Raw genomic sequence first — 16489 nt, 5'->3', positions numbered from 1 at the left:
TTCGGTGAAGTAGCCGACGACCTTGGAGCCGGCGGCCGCCTCCGCCTCGGGCGCGGCGGTCGCGGTGGTGGCGCCGGCGCCCGCGAGCAGTCCCGCGGGGGGGACGGCGGGACAGGCGGCGGAGACGAGCGACAGGAACCGAGCGGGGGGGCGGTGGGGGCGGTGGGGAGTTCGCATCGGTGTCTCCTCGTGGGGGAGAGGGGAGAGAACGCCGTGTCGATTGGCATGAACGCGATGACGCGTGCGGTGATCCGACACCGTAGGGAGGACTAGACCAGTCAGTCAATGGTTCGGACCAATTTGCAGCGGATGCGCCCGCCGCTCGGAGGGCGGAGGATTCTTTGAAGTAAGCGGTCGTTAACCGGTGACGCGGAGGCCCGTATCGGGCATACTCACTGCGCACAGCCGCTGGTCAGCGGCTTCCGTGACCCGGGAGCCCGCCCCGCGGCCGGCCCTCATGAGACCGGCGGAGCCGCCCCACCCACGGCGCTCGTCCGCCGTAGTGCCCGAACGGGAGGAGAGCGTCGCCATGCCCGACCACGCCCCGCAGCCGGTGGACCGACAACTGCCCACGGACGAGGCCCGGGACCTGATCTCGCTCGTCCGCGACATCGCGCAGCGTGAGATCGCGCCCAAGGCGGCCGGGGAGGAGGCCGCCGGACGCTTCCCGCGCGAGACCTTCACCCTCCTGTCCGAGTCCGGCCTGCTCGGCCTGCCCTACGACGCCGAGTACGGCGGCGGGGAGCAGCCCTACGAGGTCTACCTCCAGGTCCTCGAGGAGCTGGCCGCGGCCCGGCTCACCGTCGGCCTCGGCGTCAGCGTGCACACACTGGCCTCCTACGCCCTCGCCACCCACGGCACCAAGGAGCAGCGGGCCGAGCACCTGCCCGCGATGCTCGGCGGTGGTCTGCTCGGCGCCTACTGCCTCTCCGAGCCCGCCTCCGGTTCCGACGCGGCCTCCCTGCGCACCAAGGCCGTCCGGGACGGCGACCGGTGGGTGCTCACCGGGACCAAGGCCTGGATCACCCACGGCGGCATCGCCGACTTCTACACCGTGATGGCCCGCACCGGCGAGGACGGCCCGCGCGGGATCACCGCCTTCCTGGTGCCGGGCGACGCGGAGGGGCTGAGCGCCGCGGCACCGGAGAAGAAGATGGGCATGAAGGGCTCGCCCACCGCCCAGGTCCACCTCGACGGGGTGCGCGTCGGCGACGAGCGGCGCATCGGCGAGGAGGGTCAGGGCTTCGCGATCGCCCTGTCCGCCCTGGACTCCGGGCGGCTCGGCATCGCAGCCTGCGCCATAGGCGTCGCCCAGGCGGCGCTCGACGCGGCGGTGGGGTACGCGCGCGAGCGGCGGCAGTTCGGCCGGCCCATCGCCGACTTCCAGGGCCTTCGCTTCATGCTCGCCGACATGGCGACGCAGATCGAGGCGGGCCGTGCCCTCTACCTGGCGGCGGCACGGCTGAAGGACGCGGGCCGGCCGTTCGCCAAGCAGGCGGCCATGGCCAAGCTGCACTGCACCGACACGGCGATGAAGGTCACCACGGACGCCGTCCAGATTCTGGGCGGCTACGGCTACACCGCGGACTTTCCCGCCGAGCGCTACATGCGCGAGGCCAAGGTGCTGCAGATCGTCGAGGGCACCAATCAGATCCAGCGGATGGTCATCGCCCGTCACCTCGCCGGTCCGGAGACCCGCTGAACTGACCCGGCCTGACCAGGGGCGCCGCCAGCCGGACCCACTCCGGGTCGTGCCGCCCCGGGAGGGTACGGCCGCGGGTGGCCCAGGCGTGCAGCAGGTCGCGGTAGATCGGCGGGTCCTGGAGCGGTGAGGAAGCGGGCGGGGACGGAAACGGAACCGATTCTGCGACGGTCGGGACGAACAGTGGACGGCGCCCGGTCGTGGAATAGGTGACGGTCATACCAGGGCAACGCGGCGCCGGGCGGACAGGTCACCGGCGCACGGAATCGGGCGTGAGTTCACGGGGCGCCCGACCGGCGCACGGCGTCCTCCCCGTGCGCGGCGTCCTCCCGGCGTGCGGCGCCCTGCCTGATCCGTTCGGCGGGTGGCCGCCCGCCCGATCAGCGCGGCGCGTGGGCCAACAGCCCCCGCGCGGCAGGTCATGACGAACCGCCCAGCGCATCGAGCCCGGCGCATGCGCTGGGCGCACCCAGGCCCACGGCACCCAGGCCCACGGCACCGAGCCCACCGCGCCGAGGCCCACCGCACCCAGGCCGACCGGATCCGCCTCGGGGTGCAGGGGTGCGGCAGGACATGCCGTACCCCGCAGCCCGTCGACATCCGGCGGATGCGCCGGCTCGTGACGAGATCCGCCGACCCACTCGGCGCTCAGGCGGCGCGGCCCGTCCACCCCGCGCAGCAGGGCTGCCGAACCGCCCAGCGCGTCGGTGTCCGGCGAGTGCGCCCGGCGCACCGGGGCCCGCCGGATACGGTCCGGCCTGTCAGGGCGTGCCGAGCCGCACCACGGCACTGCCGGGCCGCGGTGCGGGGCGGTGAGGAGGGTGTGCCAGAAGGCTCAGGCGGCGCGGCGGCGCATCGTCGGGACGCGCATCGGGCGCGAGCCCGGGCCGCCGACGTGCGAGAACGGCTGCGTCCGCCAGTCAAGCCCCTGAGGCAGCGTCAGCAGCAGGGCGGTGTCCTGCTCCTGGGGCTCGAAGGACTCGTCCGCGGGACGGGCGTCGGCGGCGCGGCGGCCGGTGCCGGCGCAGACCGTGAGGCCGAACGGATTCCACGGCGAGGCGCACAGCGCGTGCTCCGGCAGGACCTCCTCGTCCGCCAGCAGGGCGATGGGCTGCGCGCAGTCCGGGCAGATCACCCGGTACATCTCGAAGGTGTCGTACGCGTCGAACTCGTCCGCGTCGTCGTAGGCGTCGGGTTCGACGCCCTCCGGCTCGGGTTCGACGACCGGCTGCTGCCGCTTGGGTGCGGTTCGACCAGGACGCTTAAGACTCTGCATGGGATTCTCCCCCTCGGGCTGGGCCGTTCAGGCGCTGCGGCCTCGACCACAGCAAGCACTTCCCGCCGGACTTCGGGGGTAATCACGGGAACATCACGGAGACGGCCAGAACCCTGTGGTGTTCGTCACATGCCATGCGCAAGGGTCCTGCTCCGCGTCCCGGTCACGCGGTTGGCTCATCATCCGGGCGCGCACATCACGAACCGGGCATGACCTGTTCCGATCGGCTATCCGAGGAGATCAGCCGCACTGTAGGTTCTTGCGCCATGGAGGAGCTGGACCGACAGATCGTGCAGCTGCTCGTCAAGGACGGGCGGATGAGCTACACCGACCTGGGCAAGGCCACGGGCCTGTCCACGTCAGCCGTGCACCAGCGGGTGCGCCGGCTGGAGCAGCGTGGCGTCATCCGCGGGTACGCGGCCGTCGTCGACCCCGAGGCGGTCGGGCTGCCGATGACCGCGTTCATCTCGGTGAAGCCGTTCGACCCCAGCGCTCCCGACGACATCGCCGACCGGCTCGCGGGCGTCCCCGAGATCGAGGCCTGCCACAGCGTCGCGGGCGACGAGAACTACATCCTGAAGGTGCGGGTGGCCACCCCGCACGAACTGGAGGAACTGCTGGCCCGGCTGCGCAGCCTCGCCGGGGTCTCGACCCGTACGACCGTGGTCCTGTCGACGCCGTACGAGGCCCGCCCCCCGCGCATCTGAGCACCTGGTTGTGGGGCGGCGCGCGCGGGGCGCGAGACTGTATCCCATGAGTGAGCGCACCGCCCCGACGAACACCGTCCTCCTCCGCCGCGGAGAGGTCCACAGCCCCGCCGACCCGTTCGCCACCGCCATGGTCGTCGAGCACGGCCAGGTCGCCTGGGTCGGCTCCGAGGGCGCTGCCGACGCCTTCGCGGACGGCGTCGACGAGGTGATCGACCTCGACGGCGCCCTCGTCACCCCCGCGTTCACCGACGCCCATGTGCACACCACCGCCACCGGGCTGGCCCTCACCGGGCTCGATCTGTCCGCCGCGCGCGACCTCGGCCAGGCGCTGGACCTGGTCCGGGAGTTCGCCGCAGCGCGTCCGCACGACCGGGTGCTGCTGGGGCACGGCTGGGACGCCGCCCGCTGGCCCGGCGGCCGCCCGCCGACCCGCGCCGAACTGGACGAGGCGACCGGCGGCCGGCCCCTGTACCTGAGCCGGATCGACGTGCACTCGGCCGTGGTCACCACGGCTCTGCTGGACCTGACCCCGGGCCTCGGTCCGGTGGGCGACGGCCCGCTCACCGCCGACGCTCATCACGCCGTGCGCGCCACCGCCCTCTGCGCGATCACCCCCGCCCAGCGCACCGAGGCCCAGCGAGCCGCCCTCGCCCACGCGGCCTCCCTGGGCATCGGCTCGGTGCACGAGTGCGGCGGCCCGGAGATCTCCTCCGAGGACGACTTCACCGGGCTGCTGCGTCTCTCCGCCGAGGAGCCGGGCCCGCGCGTCGTCGGCTACTGGGCCGAACCGGACGTCGACAAGGCCCGGGAACTGGGCGCGCTGGGCGCCGCCGGCGACCTCTTCGTCGACGGCGCCCTCGGCTCGCACACCGCCTGTCTGCACGAGCCGTACGCCGACGCCGCCCACACCGGCACCGCCTACCTGGACGCCGCCGCGGTCGCCGCGCACGTCGTCGCCTGCACCGAGGCGGGCCTCCAGGCGGGCTTCCACGCCATCGGCGACGCCGCCGTCACCGCCGTCGTCGAGGGCGTGCGCGCCGCCGCCGAGAAGGTCGGCCTCGCCCGGATCCGGGCCGCCCGGCACCGCGTCGAACACGCCGAGATGCTCACCCCCGAGACCGTCGCCGCCTTCGCCGAACTCGGCCTCACCGCCTCCGTGCAGCCCGCCTTCGACGCCCTGTGGGGCGGCGAGGACGGCATGTACGCCCAGCGGCTCGGCGCCGGGCGCGCCCGCACGCTGAACCCGTTCGCGGCCCTGCTGCGGGCCGGGGTCCCGCTCGCCCTCGGCTCCGACAGCCCGGTCACCCCGCTGGACCCGTGGGGCACGGTCCGCGCTGCCGCGTTCCACCGCACTCCCGAGCACCGGGTCTCGGTGCGGGCCGCGTTCACCGCCCACACGCGCGGCGGCTGGCGGGCGATCGGCCGCGACGACGCGGGCCTGCTGGTGCCGGGCGCGCCCGCGGACTACGCCGTGTGGCATACCGGTGCGCTCGTCGTGCAGGCCCCGGACGACCGGGTCGCCCGCTGGTCCACCGACCCCCGCTCGGGCACCCCCGGCCTGCCCGATCTCACCCCGGGCGGTGACCTGCCGGTCTGTCTGCGCACGGTGGTCGGCGGGCGGACGGTGTTCGTGCGGCCGGGCGAGTGATCTCCCGGGCCGGCGGCGGCGCGCACGGCGGCGGCGCGCCGTCGCGCGACCTGCGCATCCACTCTTCCACCCGCAGCCGGCGGGTCCCGGATCGGCCCGAAGGGCGCCGGGCCCCCCGTCCGCCGCACGGCCGGAAAGCGTGGAATCCACCCCGCTCGCGCGCGGTCGACGCCACCACCCGCACGTCTTGTCACGTCATCGCAGGCCGCGGCCACTATGGTGGACCTCTGCGACGGACATGAAGGGGCAGTAGTGAACGACGGCGAAGGGACCCGCGCGGCAGAGGCCCAGGGGAGGCGCTTCGGCCCGCTCGGCACGGCCTTGGTGATCATTCCGACCTACAACGAGGCGGAGAACATCAAGGCGATCGTCGGCCGGGTGCGCGAGGCGGTCCCCGAGGCGCACGTTCTGGTGGCCGACGACAACAGCCCCGACGGCACGGGCAAGCTCGCCGACGAACTCGCCGCCGCCGACGACCAGGTCCACGTGCTGCACCGCAAGGGCAAGGAAGGCCTCGGCGCCGCCTACCTCGCGGGCTTCCGCTGGGGCATGGAGCGCGACTACGGCGTGCTGATCGAGATGGACGCCGACGGCTCCCACCAGCCCGAGGAACTGCCCCGGCTGCTGACCGCGCTCAAGGGCGCCGACCTGGTGCTCGGCTCCCGCTGGGTGCCGGGCGGCCGGGTGGTGAACTGGCCCAAGTCCCGCGAGTTCATCTCCCGGGGCGGCAGCCTCTACTCGCGCATCGCGCTCGACCTGCCGCTGCGCGACATCACCGGCGGATACCGCGCCTTCCGCGCGGAGACCCTGCGGGGCCTCGGCCTCGACGACGTCGCCTCCCAGGGCTACTGCTTCCAGGTCGACCTCGCCCGCCGCGCGATCAAGGCCGGCTACCACGTCGTCGAGGTCCCCATCACCTTCGTCGAACGCGAACTGGGCGACTCCAAGATGAGCCGCGACATCCTGGTGGAGGCCCTGTGGCGGGTCACCACGTGGGGCGTGGGGGAGCGGGTCGGCAAGCTGATGGGCGGCAGGGACAGCGGTGCGGCGAAGCCGTAGGCCGTAGACCCCGGGGCGTCGGCCTGCGGCCTGGCGAGGCCCTTATCCCGTGCTGAGCCGGGCGCAGGCACACTGGACCCATGATGACTGGCGCTTCGACCCCTCCGCCCGCCACCCGGCCCCGACGGTCCCGGCTGCGCACCGTGCTGCCGCTCGCCGTCGTGGCGTGGCTGGTGCTGGAGATCTGGCTGCTGACCGTGGTCGCGGACGTGGCGAGCGTGTTCACGGTGTTCCTGCTGCTGATCGCCGGGATCGTCCTCGGCTCGGTGGTGATCAAGCGAGCGGGCCGGCGTGCCTTCCAGAACCTCAACGAGGCGCTGCAGCGGGGCACCGCCCCGTCCAGCGGCGGCGGCAGCGGCCTGACGATGCTGGGCGGCCTGCTGCTGATGCTGCCCGGGCTGGTCTCGGACGCCGCCGGCCTGCTCCTGCTCGTCCCGGCGGTCCAGAAGGCCCTCGGGCAGTACGCGGAGCGGGCGGTGGACCGCAAGCTGCGCCGGTCTGCCCCCGGCGGGCTGGGCGATGCCTTCCAGCAGGCCCGTATGTACCGTCCCGACGGCAAGGTCGTGCAGGGTGAGGTCATCCGCGACGAGCCCGGGGACGCGGCGCGCGAACAGCGCCCGCCGCTGAACCGCTGAGCGGCCCGCCGCGCGCACGACACGCACAACGACCGCGGGCGCCGTACGTGGAGTCACGTACGGCGCCCGCGGTCATATGCGCTGGATGTCGGGCCAGGCCCCGTGGGACTCAGGCCGACTTGCGGCTGTCCCGGGGATGAACGGCGATGTTCATCGCGCCGGAACGCAGCACGGCGAGGCGCTCCTCGAGGACCTCTTCGAGCTCCTCGCGGGTGCGCCGCTCCATCAGCATGTCCCAATGCGTTCGCGCGGGCTTGGCCTTCTTCTCCTCAGGGCCGTCGCCGTCCACGAGGAGTGCCTGGGCCCCGCAGACCTTGCACTCCCACTCCGGCGGGATCTCCGCCTCGACCGAGAAGGGCATCTCGAAGCGGTGCCCCTTCTCGCATGCGTACTCCACGGCCTGGCGCGGGGCCAGGTCGATGCCGCGGTCCGTCTCGTAGCTGGTCACCACGAGGCGCGTGCCGCGAAGAGCTCGCTCACTCATGAATCGTGCCTCCCGGGCTTGTCGCCCACAGGACAGGTGTCGCTGTCGTCGTCATCCGGTCAACGTCCGGTCGGCGGTAAAGATTCCCGTTCCGAGTCACGTTCCGGGTCATGCGTCGCCGTCGTAGCCGCAGCCTTGTCAACCAGTGCAGTACCCACAGGCGCCCGGTTTGTCACATCTCATCGGAGATGTCACCCAGCGTTTCGGCATCTTTGACGCGCAGTAACGGTACGCCTGGCAGGCCAAACGCGTACACTACAGCCCTTTCGCTCGGAGCGCTAAATCCTTTCGGGAACCGGGTTGCCCGCGTCGCCGATCGCCCGTCGCAGCGGCACCCTCGCCAGCAGCAGGAATCCCAGCACGAAGAAGGCCACCAGCGAGATGATCGCGTCCCGGTAGCTCCCGGTCAGCTGGTAGGTCAGGCCGAACAGCAGCGGGCCCAGCCAGCTCATGCCGCGGTCGCTCAGCTCGTACGCCGAGAAGTACTCGGCCTCCTTGCCGGGCGGTACCAGGTGCGAGAACAGGGAGCGGGACAGCGCCTGGCTGCCGCCGAGGACCAGGCCGATCCCGGCCGCCAGCACGAAGAACCACACCGGCGCCCCGGCGGGCAGGAAATATCCCGCGGCGAGGATCACGATCCACGCCACCAGCGAGCCGAGCACCGTGCGCTGGGCGCCGTACCGCCGGGCCAGCCGCCCCAGCAGCAGCGCGCCCGCCACCGCCAGCACCTGGACCAGCAGCACGGCCCCGATGAGCGTCGACTGGCCGAGCCCCAGCTCCTTCGAGCCGTAGACCGAGGCCTGGGTGATCACCGTCTGGATGCCGTCGTTGTAGACCAGGTACGCGAGCAGGAAGGCCAGGGTGAGCGGATGGCGGCGCATGTCGCGCAGGGTCGCCAGGAGCTGCCGGCGGCCGGAGAGCGATGGTGCCGAGCGCGCGGCCGGGCGGTCGCGCAGCCGGCGCAGCGGGATCACCGCGAACGCGCCCCACCACAGTCCGGCCGAGGCCAGGCAGATCCGCACGGCCTCGCCCTCGGTGAGGCCGAAGGAGTCGTGGGCCAGGTAGAGCACCAGGTTGACGACGAGGACCAGCGCTCCGGCCGCGTACCCGAAGGCCCAGCCGCGCGAGGAGACGGCGTCCCGCTCCTCGGGCGGCGCGATCTGCGGCAGATAGGAGTTGTAGAGCATCATCGCCACCGACTGGGCCGCGTTCGCCACGATCAGCAGCGCCCCGCCGAGCAGATAGCGGTCGCCGGAGAGGAAGAACATGCCCGCGGTGGCCGCCGCGCCCACATACGCGGCGGCGGCCAGCAGGGGCTTCTTGCGGCCCGTGCGGTCGGCGGCGGCGCCCACCAGGGGCATCGCCACGATGGCCACGATCACCGACAGGGACACCGCGTACGCGAAGAAGGACCCCGCGCGCACCGGAACGCCCAGGGGGTGGACGAACCCGTCGGTGTCCGCGGCCGACTCGGCGACCGAGGTCAGATAGGGGCCAAGGAACACCGTGAGCACGCTCGTCGAGTACACGGAGCACGCCCAGTCGTAGACGTACCAGCCCCGCTGTTCGCGCCGTCGCGCGGCGGACTCGTCCGCGTCCTCCGCGCCGGTCCGCACGGTGTCGCTGCCCACCCGAGCCCTCGCCTCCCCCTGCAGGTGCGCGGGCCGGGGCGGGGTGCGTCGCGTCAGGCCCAGACGCCCCGGTCCTCCATGACCTTGCGCAGTGTGTCGATGTGATCGGTCATGATGCCATCGACCCCCAGGTCCAGGAGCCGGTGCATGCGTTCCGGTTCGTTGATCGTCCACACGTGCACCTGCAGCCCGCGCGCGTGAGCGGCACGCACGAAGCGGTGGTCCACCACCGGGATGCCGGACTGGGACTCGGGCACCTGGGCGGCGACGGCCGAGCGGCGCACCGCCGCCGGCACGCCCCAGGAACGCAGCCGCAGATTCAGCACCCCCCGGGTGCCGTACGACGTCGCCAGGCGCTCTCCGGCCAGGCGCTGGGCGCGCACCACGCGGGCCTCCGAGAAGGAGCCGACGCAGATCCGGTCCCAGGCGTCGGTACGGGCGACCAGATCGAGGAACGGGCGGAGCGCGGACTCCGCCTTGAGGTCGACGTTCCAGCGCACCTCGGGGAAGGTCTCCAGCAGTTCCTCGAACAGCGGCACCGGTTCCCGGCCGCCCACGCGCGCGCGGCGCACCTCCGCCCAGGGCAGGTCCGCGATCCGGCCCGCCCCGTCGGTCACCCGGTCCAGCGTCGCGTCGTGGAAGGCCACGATCCGGCCGTCCCGCGTGGTGTGCACGTCCGTCTCGACGTACCGGTAGCCCGCTTCGACCGCGCGCCGGAACTGGAACACGGTGTTCTCCACGCCGTCGGCCGCCCCGCCCCGGTGGGCGAAGGGGATGGGGCCGGGATGGTCGAGGTAGGGATGGCGTATGCGCGAGGTCACCGACGCAGTATCGCTCGCCGCGGTTGCCCGGCGGCGACCACCGTGCTGCCGTCGGATGCCGACGGGAGGGCGAACACCCGCAGGAAGAGCTGGGCGAGCGGGCCGATCGAGACCGCGTACAACAGCGTGCCGACGCCGATGGTGCCGCCCAGCACGAAGCCGGTGACGACGACCGCCACCTCGACGGCCGTCCGCATCAGCCGGATCGAACGGCCGGTGCGCCGGTGCAGCCCGGTCATCAGCCCGTCGCGCGGCCCGGGCCCGAACCGGGCGGCGATGTACAGGCCGGTGGCGGCGCCGTTCAGCAGGATGCCGGCCAGCAGCAGGGGGATCCGGACGGTGAGGGCCTGCGCCGCCGGGACGAGCGCGAGCGTGCCGTCCATGGCGACACCGACCACGAACACGTTCGAGACCGTGCCCAGGCCGGGGCGCTGGCGCAGCGGGATCCACAGCAGCAGCACCGCCGCGCCCACGATGATCGACACCACGCCGATCGTCAGACCGGTGCGCTCCGCCAGGCCCTGGTGGAGGACGTTCCACGGCTCGAGGCCGAGGCCCGCCTCCACGAGCAGTGCGGAACTGGCGCCGTACAGCGCGAGCCCGGCATACAGCTGGGTCAACCGGCGTGGAAGATGCCCCTGTGCGGACAAGGTGTGCCCCCCTGGTGGTAGTGGCCTGACGCATGACACTCTGTGGCGTGGAGTGAAACATCATCCATGGCCAATTCAGGGAAGGTGGACTGGTACTCATGGCGCAGTGGACCTCGGCGGTGGGGGCCGCGCAGCTCGCTCGGCTGCTCAAGTCCCAGCAGGACCGCCCGACGGGCGCCGGCAGCCGCCGTCCCCCCGCCTACCGGGCGCTCGCCGACGGCGTCCGCCTGCTGGTCCTGGAAGGGCGGGTGCCGGTGGCCGCCCGGCTGCCCGCCGAGCGCGAGCTCGCCCTCGCACTGTCCGTGAGCCGTACGACCGTGGCGGCGGCGTACGAGGCGCTGCGCAGCGAGGGCTTCCTGGAGTCCCGGCGCGGCGCCGGCAGCTGGACGGCCGTACCGGCCGGGAACCCGCTGCCCGCGCGGGGGCTGGAACCGCTGCCGCCCGAGGCGCTGGGCTCGATGATCGACCTGGGCTGCGCGGCGTTGCCCGCGCCCGAACCATGGCTCACCCGCGCCGTGCAGGGCGCCCTGGAGGAACTGCCGCCGTACGCGCACACGCACGGCGACTACCCGGCCGGGCTGCCCGCCCTGCGCGCGATGATCGCCGAGCGCTACACCACGCGGGGCATCCCCACCATGCCCGAGCAGATCATGGTGACGACCGGCGCGATGGGCGCCATCGACGCGATCTGCCATCTCTTCGCGGGGCGCGGCGAGCGGATCGCCGTCGAATCGCCGTCGTACGCCAACATCCTCCAGCTGATGCGCGAGGCCGGTGCCCGCCTGGTGCCCGTCGCCATGGCCGAGGGGCTGACCGGCTGGGACATGGAGCGCTGGCGTCAGGTGCTGCGGGACGCCGCGCCGCGCATCGCCTACGTCGTCGCCGACTTCCACAACCCCACCGGCGCGCTCGTCGGCGAGGACCAGCGGCGGCGGCTGGTGGAGGCGGCCCGGTCCGCCGGGACCGTGCTGGTCGCCGACGAGACGATGAGCGAGCTGTGGCTCGACGAGGACATGGCGGGCGCGATGCCGCCGCCGGTGTGCGCCTTCGACCCCGCCGGGTCCACGGTGATCACCGTCGGGTCGGCCAGCAAGGCGTTCTGGGCCGGGATGCGCATCGGCTGGGTGCGCGCGGCACCGGACGTCATCCGCAGCCTGGTCGCCGCGCGCGCCTACGCCGACCTGGGCACACCGGTGCTGGAGCAGCTGGCCGTGCACTGGCTGTTCAGCACCGGCGGCTGGGCGCAGGCCGTGGAGCTGCGCCGGGAACAGGCCCGGGAGAACCGGGACGCGCTGGTGACCGCGGTGCGGCGGGAGCTGCCGGAGTGGGAGTTCGAGGTGCCCCAGGGCGGGCTGACCCTGTGGGTGCGCGCCGGGGGCCTGTCCGGGTCGCGGCTCGCCGAGGCGGGAGAGCGGGTCGGCGTACGGGTGCCGTCCGGGCCGCGCTTCGGGGTCGACGGGGCGTTCGAGGGGTATGTGCGGCTGCCGTTCACGGTGGGCGGCGCGGTGGCCGAGGAGGCCGCGGTGCGGCTGGCCGCGGCGGCGCGGCTGGTGGAGAGCGGGGGGACCGTCGGGGTGGAGGCGGGACGGATGTTCGTGGCGTGAGGAGCCTCGTGCGGGCCCGCGCCTGATGTGCGGGAGGCGGGCCCGCGCGGGGCCCGCCTCCCGTCCTTACCGGTGCGTGTGCTGTTCAGGAACTGTCCGCCGCGACCGCCTTCGCCGCCACCGGCTCGCCGACCGGCTCCGCGGGGACCTCGGAGTCCGGTTCCGCCAGTTCCGTCGGCTCCGCGTCCGCCGGGGTGCTGCGCGGCGGCAGCAGGTCGAGGACGGCCTGCCGATGGGCGTCGCTGGTCGCGTCGTCGTACGGGTCGGGCGTCGCCGGGACCTGGAGGCGCAGCACCGGCCCGGCACCGAGCCGGGCGTAGCCGCGGCCCGGCGGGACATGGGCGGTCGGCGTGGTGTGCGGCCGATCGCCCAGAACCGCCTGGAGCTGCTCGGTGGTGGCCGGGCCGAGCACGACCCGCGCGCGCGTGTGCTGCCGTACCGCGTCACCGAGGCCGTCCATGGCGTCGAACTGCTCGGCGACCACCACGGTGACGCCCGCCGCGCGACCGTGCCGCAGCGGCACCTGGAGCAGGGACAAGGGGTCCTTGGCGCCGTCGGCGGCGGCCACGTGCCCGAGCGCGGTCGGCCGGTCCAGCAGCAGCCACAGGGGCCGCCTGGTGTCGGACGGCGGCGGGTTGCCCTCCTGCCGGGCGCGGTTGACGGCGATCAGCCGGCGCTCGGTCTCGGTCGCCGCCCACTCCAGTCCGGCCAGTGCCCCGGTCAGGCCGCACTCGACCGCCAGCACGCCGTCGCGGCCGGTCAGACAGGCGTACTCGCCGGTGCCGCCGCCCTCGACGACGAGGATGTCGCCGTGCTGCAGGGCCTGGAGCGCGATGGAACGCAGCAGGGTGGAGGTGCCGGTGCCCGGCTGGCCCACGACCAGGAGATGTGGCTCCGTGGAGCGGATCCCGGTGCGCCAGACGACCGGCGGGACGTCGCGCCGCTCCTCCCCGTGGGTGAGGGGGAGCGTGCGCTGGACCTCGGTGGGATCGGTGAAGCCGAGGACCGTCTCGCCCGGGGCGGTGACGAAGCGCTGGGCGGCGATGTCGGTGGGCAGCGGGGCGAGGACGGTGACGGTGAGCTGGTTGCCCTCCTCGTCCCAGTCGAAGTGGTACTCCCGGCCGCGGCCCGACTTGGCGGAGAGCAGGTGCTCCACGCGGGAGCGCGACTCGGGCTCCCCGTCCGGGAAGTAGGCCGGGTAGCGGACCGCCAGGTGGGAGACCCGGCCCGAGCTGTCGAACTCGTATTCGGGGAATGCCTTGTCCCACGCGCCACCGTGGGCGTAGAGCGGCTCGGGATCCTCGGCGGCCGAGAAGTACGGGACCAGGGCCTCGTAGAGCGACTTCAGCCGCTCGGTGCGTGACTCGTCGGGCCCTTCGGGCGTGGCCGGGGCGCGGTCCCGGCCCTGCCAGGCTGCCGCCGCCATCAGCGTGATGACGGCGAGCAGCGGACCGTACGGCACGAGTGCCACGACCAGGATCACCGAGGCCACCAGGAACAGCAGCGGCCCGCGCTTGTCCTTGGGGGTGTCGGCCCACTTGCGCCGTCCGGCCGCCGCCAGCCGGCGCAGACCGCGCGTGATCGTGATCAGCGGATGGAGGACGTCGGTGGCGCTGTCGGCCGCCGTCCGGGCCAGCTCCCGGCTCCGGGCGATCTGCGCGCTGCCTGTGCTCAGGATGCGGGGGAGGGGGCGCCGGGCCACTGCTGTCTCCTGGAGGTGCGTACGGGCGGGACGGACGTCAGAACTTGATGCCGCCGAGCAGGCTCGCCAGGCTCTCGCCGCCGGCCTTGATGCTCGGCGCGATGGCGGTGCTCGCGAGGTAGAAGCCGAAGAGCGCGGCCACCAGGGCGTGCGACGCCTTGAGTCCGTCCTTCTTGAAGAAGAGGAAGACGATGATGCCGAGCAGGACCACGCCTGAAATGGACAGGATCATTTGAGTTCTCCTGGTTCGCGGGGACAGTCACCATGAGTACTTCCAGGCTCACAGGATGTATCCATACGATAAAAGGTGCAACTGGGTGAAATCCGGCAGATTTCGCCCAGCCGGCCGAGCTGGTCGGTCGGCGCTGAGCTGCGGGGTTGCGTCCGGGCGGGTCTGTCGTGATCTTTACCTCGGGCACATCGGGTCATGTGCCGCGCGAGCCAGTACCCTGGCGATTCACCTGAACGGTTGCAGTGAGAGGCGGTCCGGCCGATGAGTGAAGCCCCCGACCCCGAGGTCGTGGAGCTGGCGACGAAGATCTTCGATCTGGCCCGGCGGGGACAGACCGAGGCGCTCGTGGCGTATGTCGACGCGGGTGTTCCGGCCAACCTCACCAATGACCGCGGCGACTCCCTGGTGATGCTCGCCGCCTATCACGGCCACGCGGAGACCGTGCGGGCGCTGCTCGCCCGGGGCGCCGAGGCGGACCGGATCAACGACCGAGGCCAGACCCCGCTCGCCGGGGCGGTCTTCAAGGGTGAGGAAGACGTCATCCGAGCGTTGCTGGACGGCGGAGCCGACCCTTCCGCCGGGACTCCGTCAGCGGTCGACACCGCCCGGATGTTCGGCAAGGCCGAGCTGCTGAAGCTGTTCGGCGCGGATTGATCCTGAGCGCCTGATCAGGTAAAACGCACGTTCCGAGCAGGCAGGACAGAGACCACGGGGGAGGCGGTACGGGGCCGCCGGAAATTTCGGTCGCGGCATCGAGAACCGCCGAGTCATCATGACGTCGTGATTCACGGACGCGATGGCTGGGCAGGTGTTGCCGCACCGCGCGGGCCGTGATGCGGTCCGCAAGGGCCACCGACGAGAGGCAGAGGAAGATGGTCTACAGCAAGCATGAGACGGCGGGGGCCCCGACGTGTTGTCACGCGACCAGGTAATGCCAGTTTCCCGGTTGCGTCGACGCTTGATGTGAGGCTGTTTCCCATGTTCGATCCGGTCATAGCGCCCAGCGGTACGCTGCTCGGCCTGCTCCAGCGGGGCCGCGGCGACGGTACGCTCCACGCGCTCACCGCCCCCCGTGACGAGGCCCTGACGGCCCTGAACCACTGTGTGCTGCGCGACCCCCGCCACGACTGGCAGGTGGAGAACCGCTCCCTTTACTACGCCCGTCTCTACCTCGACCTGAACGGCGAGCTGGACGCCATCGAGGCGCACCTCTTCGACCCCGAGGACATCCTCGACACCGACGAGGCGCGCACCGGGCTGGCCCTGGCCGTCCTCGGCCACCTCGCCTCGTACGGCAGGCGGGACGCCCTCGAACTGCTGCGCGGGTACGCCGCCCACGGCACCAACTGGGCCTGGGCCCTCGACGAACTCGCCCTTCGCGACGACGACGCCGGGCTGCGCGGTCTCGCCGCCCACGTTCTCGCCCGGTTCCCGGCCGGTGCCGAGGGCGATGCCGAGCTGGCCGCCGTCGTACGGGACTCCTTCGAACCCCGGCCCTGGCGGCTGTGGGCCGAGGACCCGCGCGAATGGATCGCCACGCGTGTGCGTGCCGCCCAGGAGACCGGCTGTTTCGACCGCTGGCAGCGGCAGATGCGGTCCTCGGGGCCGCGCCCCGGCTGGAGCGTGCGCGCGGTGTTCGAATGGGCCCAGCAGGGTCTCGACCGCGGCGCCGCCCTCCATGTGCCCGCCGCCCGCTGCCTGACCGCCGTCGCGGGGCCCGAGGACCGGCCCGAGATCGTCCAGGCCGCCAAGGAAGGCTCCGACGGCGCCCGCTGCACCGCCCTGCGCTACCTCGCCGACGGCAGCGATCCCGACGCCCTCGATCTGATCGAGGCCGCCGTCGGAACCGGCTCGCCGACCGTCGTCGAGGCCGCCCTCGACGCCTTCGAACGCATGCGCAGCGTCGCCGCCGTCGACCGGGCGCGCGGCTGGGCCCGGCGGCCCGACCCGCTGGGCGCCGCCGCCGGCCGGGTGCTCGCCTGCCGCGGCGGGGCCCAGGACAGCGAACTGGTCCTCGGCGCCCTGCGCGAGGCGGTCCGGGGCGAAGGCCCCGACGCGCCGACCCTGTGGACCCTCGTCGACGGCGCCGGGCGGCTCGGCATCGCCTGCGCGGCACCGGTCCTGCGCCACGTCTACCGGGAGACCGCCTCCTCCCACCTCCGCGGCCGGGCCGCCCGCGCGCTCGCCGCCACCGATCCCTCCTTCCCCGCCGGATTCGCCGTCGAGTGCCTGTGGGACTGCGAGGAGACCACCCGCGAAATCGCCGCCCGGCACGCCGAGACCGGGGACACCCGCGTCGTCGAGCAACTGCGCCGGCTCGCCGCCGACCCGGCCG

The 16489-nt window shown here is 73.2% G+C and carries 15 protein-coding genes; 8 read left to right on the top strand and 7 right to left on the bottom strand.

Translation table 11 applies throughout. The features are described 5' to 3' along the window. Window positions 1-529: 529 nt before the first annotated feature. Window positions 530-1702: an acyl-CoA dehydrogenase family protein gene (locus CCN42_RS14165; protein WP_086735898.1), complete on the top strand. Its 1173-nt coding sequence runs from the start codon at window positions 530-532 to the stop codon at window positions 1700-1702. A gap of 835 nt (window positions 1703-2537) precedes the next feature. Here the strand turns inward: CCN42_RS14165 and CCN42_RS14155 are convergent. After that, complete coding sequence (locus CCN42_RS14155; protein ID WP_086169950.1) at window positions 2538-2978, bottom strand: uroporphyrinogen-III synthase; 441 nt, start codon at window positions 2976-2978, stop codon at window positions 2538-2540. A 266-nt stretch (window positions 2979-3244) separates the two neighbouring features. On the opposite strand from CCN42_RS14155, the gene CCN42_RS14150 reads away from it, so the two are divergent. The 4 genes from CCN42_RS14150 to fxsA all read left to right on the top strand — a co-directional run bounded on the left by CCN42_RS14150 (window position 3245) and on the right by fxsA (window position 7030). After that, entirely contained in the window at window positions 3245-3685 is a 441-nt protein-coding gene (locus CCN42_RS14150) for an Lrp/AsnC family transcriptional regulator (protein WP_004002750.1), read from the top strand. 46 nt (window positions 3686-3731) lie between these two features. Beyond that, complete coding sequence (locus CCN42_RS14145) at window positions 3732-5336, top strand: amidohydrolase (RefSeq protein ID WP_086735892.1); 1605 nt, start codon at window positions 3732-3734, stop codon at window positions 5334-5336. 252 nt (window positions 5337-5588) lie between these two features. Continuing rightward, window positions 5589-6395 carry a polyprenol monophosphomannose synthase gene (locus tag CCN42_RS14140; protein WP_245877277.1) on the top strand — a complete coding sequence of 269 codons (807 nt, stop codon included), beginning with the start codon at window positions 5589-5591 and terminating at the stop codon, window positions 6393-6395. An 80-nt stretch (window positions 6396-6475) separates the two neighbouring features. Further along, window positions 6476-7030 (top strand): FxsA family membrane protein, encoded by a 555-nt coding sequence (gene fxsA, locus CCN42_RS14135; RefSeq protein ID WP_086735888.1) that lies wholly within the window; start codon window positions 6476-6478, stop codon window positions 7028-7030. Between the two features lie 109 nt (window positions 7031-7139). Here the strand turns inward: fxsA and CCN42_RS14130 are convergent, their stop codons facing one another. The 4 genes from CCN42_RS14130 to yczE all read right to left on the bottom strand — a co-directional run bounded on the left by CCN42_RS14130 (window position 7140) and on the right by yczE (window position 10616). Beyond that, the gene (locus CCN42_RS14130) at window positions 7140-7514 is read right to left on the bottom strand and encodes an RNA polymerase-binding protein RbpA (RefSeq protein ID WP_003977404.1); all 375 of its coding nucleotides are present in this window, start codon (window positions 7512-7514) and stop codon (window positions 7140-7142) included. Window positions 7515-7792: 278 nt separating this feature from the next. Further along, window positions 7793-9145 (bottom strand): MFS transporter, encoded by a 1353-nt coding sequence (locus CCN42_RS14125; protein WP_245877276.1) that lies wholly within the window; start codon window positions 9143-9145, stop codon window positions 7793-7795. 53 nt (window positions 9146-9198) lie between these two features. Further along, complete coding sequence (locus CCN42_RS14120) at window positions 9199-9966, bottom strand: glycerophosphodiester phosphodiesterase family protein (protein WP_086735896.1); 768 nt, start codon at window positions 9964-9966, stop codon at window positions 9199-9201. Next, a complete protein-coding gene (yczE, locus tag CCN42_RS14115) occupies window positions 9963-10616 on the bottom strand; it encodes a membrane protein YczE (protein ID WP_086735886.1) in 654 nt (217 codons plus the stop codon). Before yczE ends, CCN42_RS14120 begins: the two co-directional genes overlap by 4 nt. 98 nt (window positions 10617-10714) lie before the next feature. Between yczE and CCN42_RS14110 the strand changes: the two genes are divergently transcribed. Then, on the top strand, window positions 10715-12220 hold the full coding sequence (locus CCN42_RS14110; RefSeq protein ID WP_086735884.1) for an SCO1417 family PLP biosynthesis transcription factor: 1506 nt from the start codon (window positions 10715-10717) through the stop codon (window positions 12218-12220). Window positions 12221-12305: 85 nt separating this feature from the next. Here the strand turns inward: CCN42_RS14110 and CCN42_RS14105 are convergent, their stop codons facing one another. Both CCN42_RS14105 and CCN42_RS14100 read right to left on the bottom strand, forming a co-directional pair. Beyond that, complete coding sequence (locus CCN42_RS14105) at window positions 12306-13922, bottom strand: P-loop NTPase family protein (protein WP_086735882.1); 1617 nt, start codon at window positions 13920-13922, stop codon at window positions 12306-12308. A gap of 37 nt (window positions 13923-13959) precedes the next feature. After that, window positions 13960-14154 carry a hypothetical protein gene (locus CCN42_RS14100; protein ID WP_015661880.1) on the bottom strand — a complete coding sequence of 65 codons (195 nt, stop codon included), beginning with the start codon at window positions 14152-14154 and terminating at the stop codon, window positions 13960-13962. Window positions 14155-14415: 261 nt separating this feature from the next. On the opposite strand from CCN42_RS14100, the gene CCN42_RS14095 reads away from it, so the two are divergent. Both CCN42_RS14095 and CCN42_RS14090 read left to right on the top strand, forming a co-directional pair. Next, complete coding sequence (locus CCN42_RS14095; RefSeq protein ID WP_086169943.1) at window positions 14416-14808, top strand: ankyrin repeat domain-containing protein; 393 nt, start codon at window positions 14416-14418, stop codon at window positions 14806-14808. 324 nt (window positions 14809-15132) lie between these two features. Further along, on the top strand, window positions 15133-16489 hold a 1357-nt coding region (locus CCN42_RS14090; protein WP_086735894.1), incomplete at its 3' end, for a HEAT repeat domain-containing protein.

This window comes from Streptomyces glaucescens (assembly GCF_002154375.1).
Classification (GTDB): Bacteria; Actinomycetota; Actinomycetes; order Streptomycetales; family Streptomycetaceae; genus Streptomyces; species Streptomyces glaucescens.
The sequence above is the reverse complement of the archived record's forward strand: the minus strand, read 5'-3'. Positions and strand labels throughout refer to the sequence as shown.

What these genes read in the sequence shown, in the direction of transcription:
- CCN42_RS14145 (WP_086735892.1), top strand. Translation starts at nt 3,732, where the DNA reads ATGAGTGAGCGCACCGCCCCGACGAACACCGTCCTCCTCCGCCGCGGA.
- CCN42_RS14100 (WP_015661880.1), bottom strand. Translation starts at nt 14,154, where the DNA reads ATGATCCTGTCCATTTCAGGCGTGGTCCTGCTCGGCATCATCGTCTTC.
- CCN42_RS14110 (WP_086735884.1), top strand. Translation starts at nt 10,715, where the DNA reads ATGGCGCAGTGGACCTCGGCGGTGGGGGCCGCGCAGCTCGCTCGGCTG.
- CCN42_RS14150 (WP_004002750.1), top strand. Translation starts at nt 3,245, where the DNA reads ATGGAGGAGCTGGACCGACAGATCGTGCAGCTGCTCGTCAAGGACGGG.
- CCN42_RS14165 (WP_086735898.1), top strand. Translation starts at nt 530, where the DNA reads ATGCCCGACCACGCCCCGCAGCCGGTGGACCGACAACTGCCCACGGAC.
- fxsA (WP_086735888.1), top strand. Translation starts at nt 6,476, where the DNA reads ATGATGACTGGCGCTTCGACCCCTCCGCCCGCCACCCGGCCCCGACGG.
- CCN42_RS14130 (WP_003977404.1), bottom strand. Translation starts at nt 7,514, where the DNA reads ATGAGTGAGCGAGCTCTTCGCGGCACGCGCCTCGTGGTGACCAGCTAC.
- CCN42_RS14155 (WP_086169950.1), bottom strand. Translation starts at nt 2,978, where the DNA reads ATGCAGAGTCTTAAGCGTCCTGGTCGAACCGCACCCAAGCGGCAGCAG.
- CCN42_RS14095 (WP_086169943.1), top strand. Translation starts at nt 14,416, where the DNA reads ATGAGTGAAGCCCCCGACCCCGAGGTCGTGGAGCTGGCGACGAAGATC.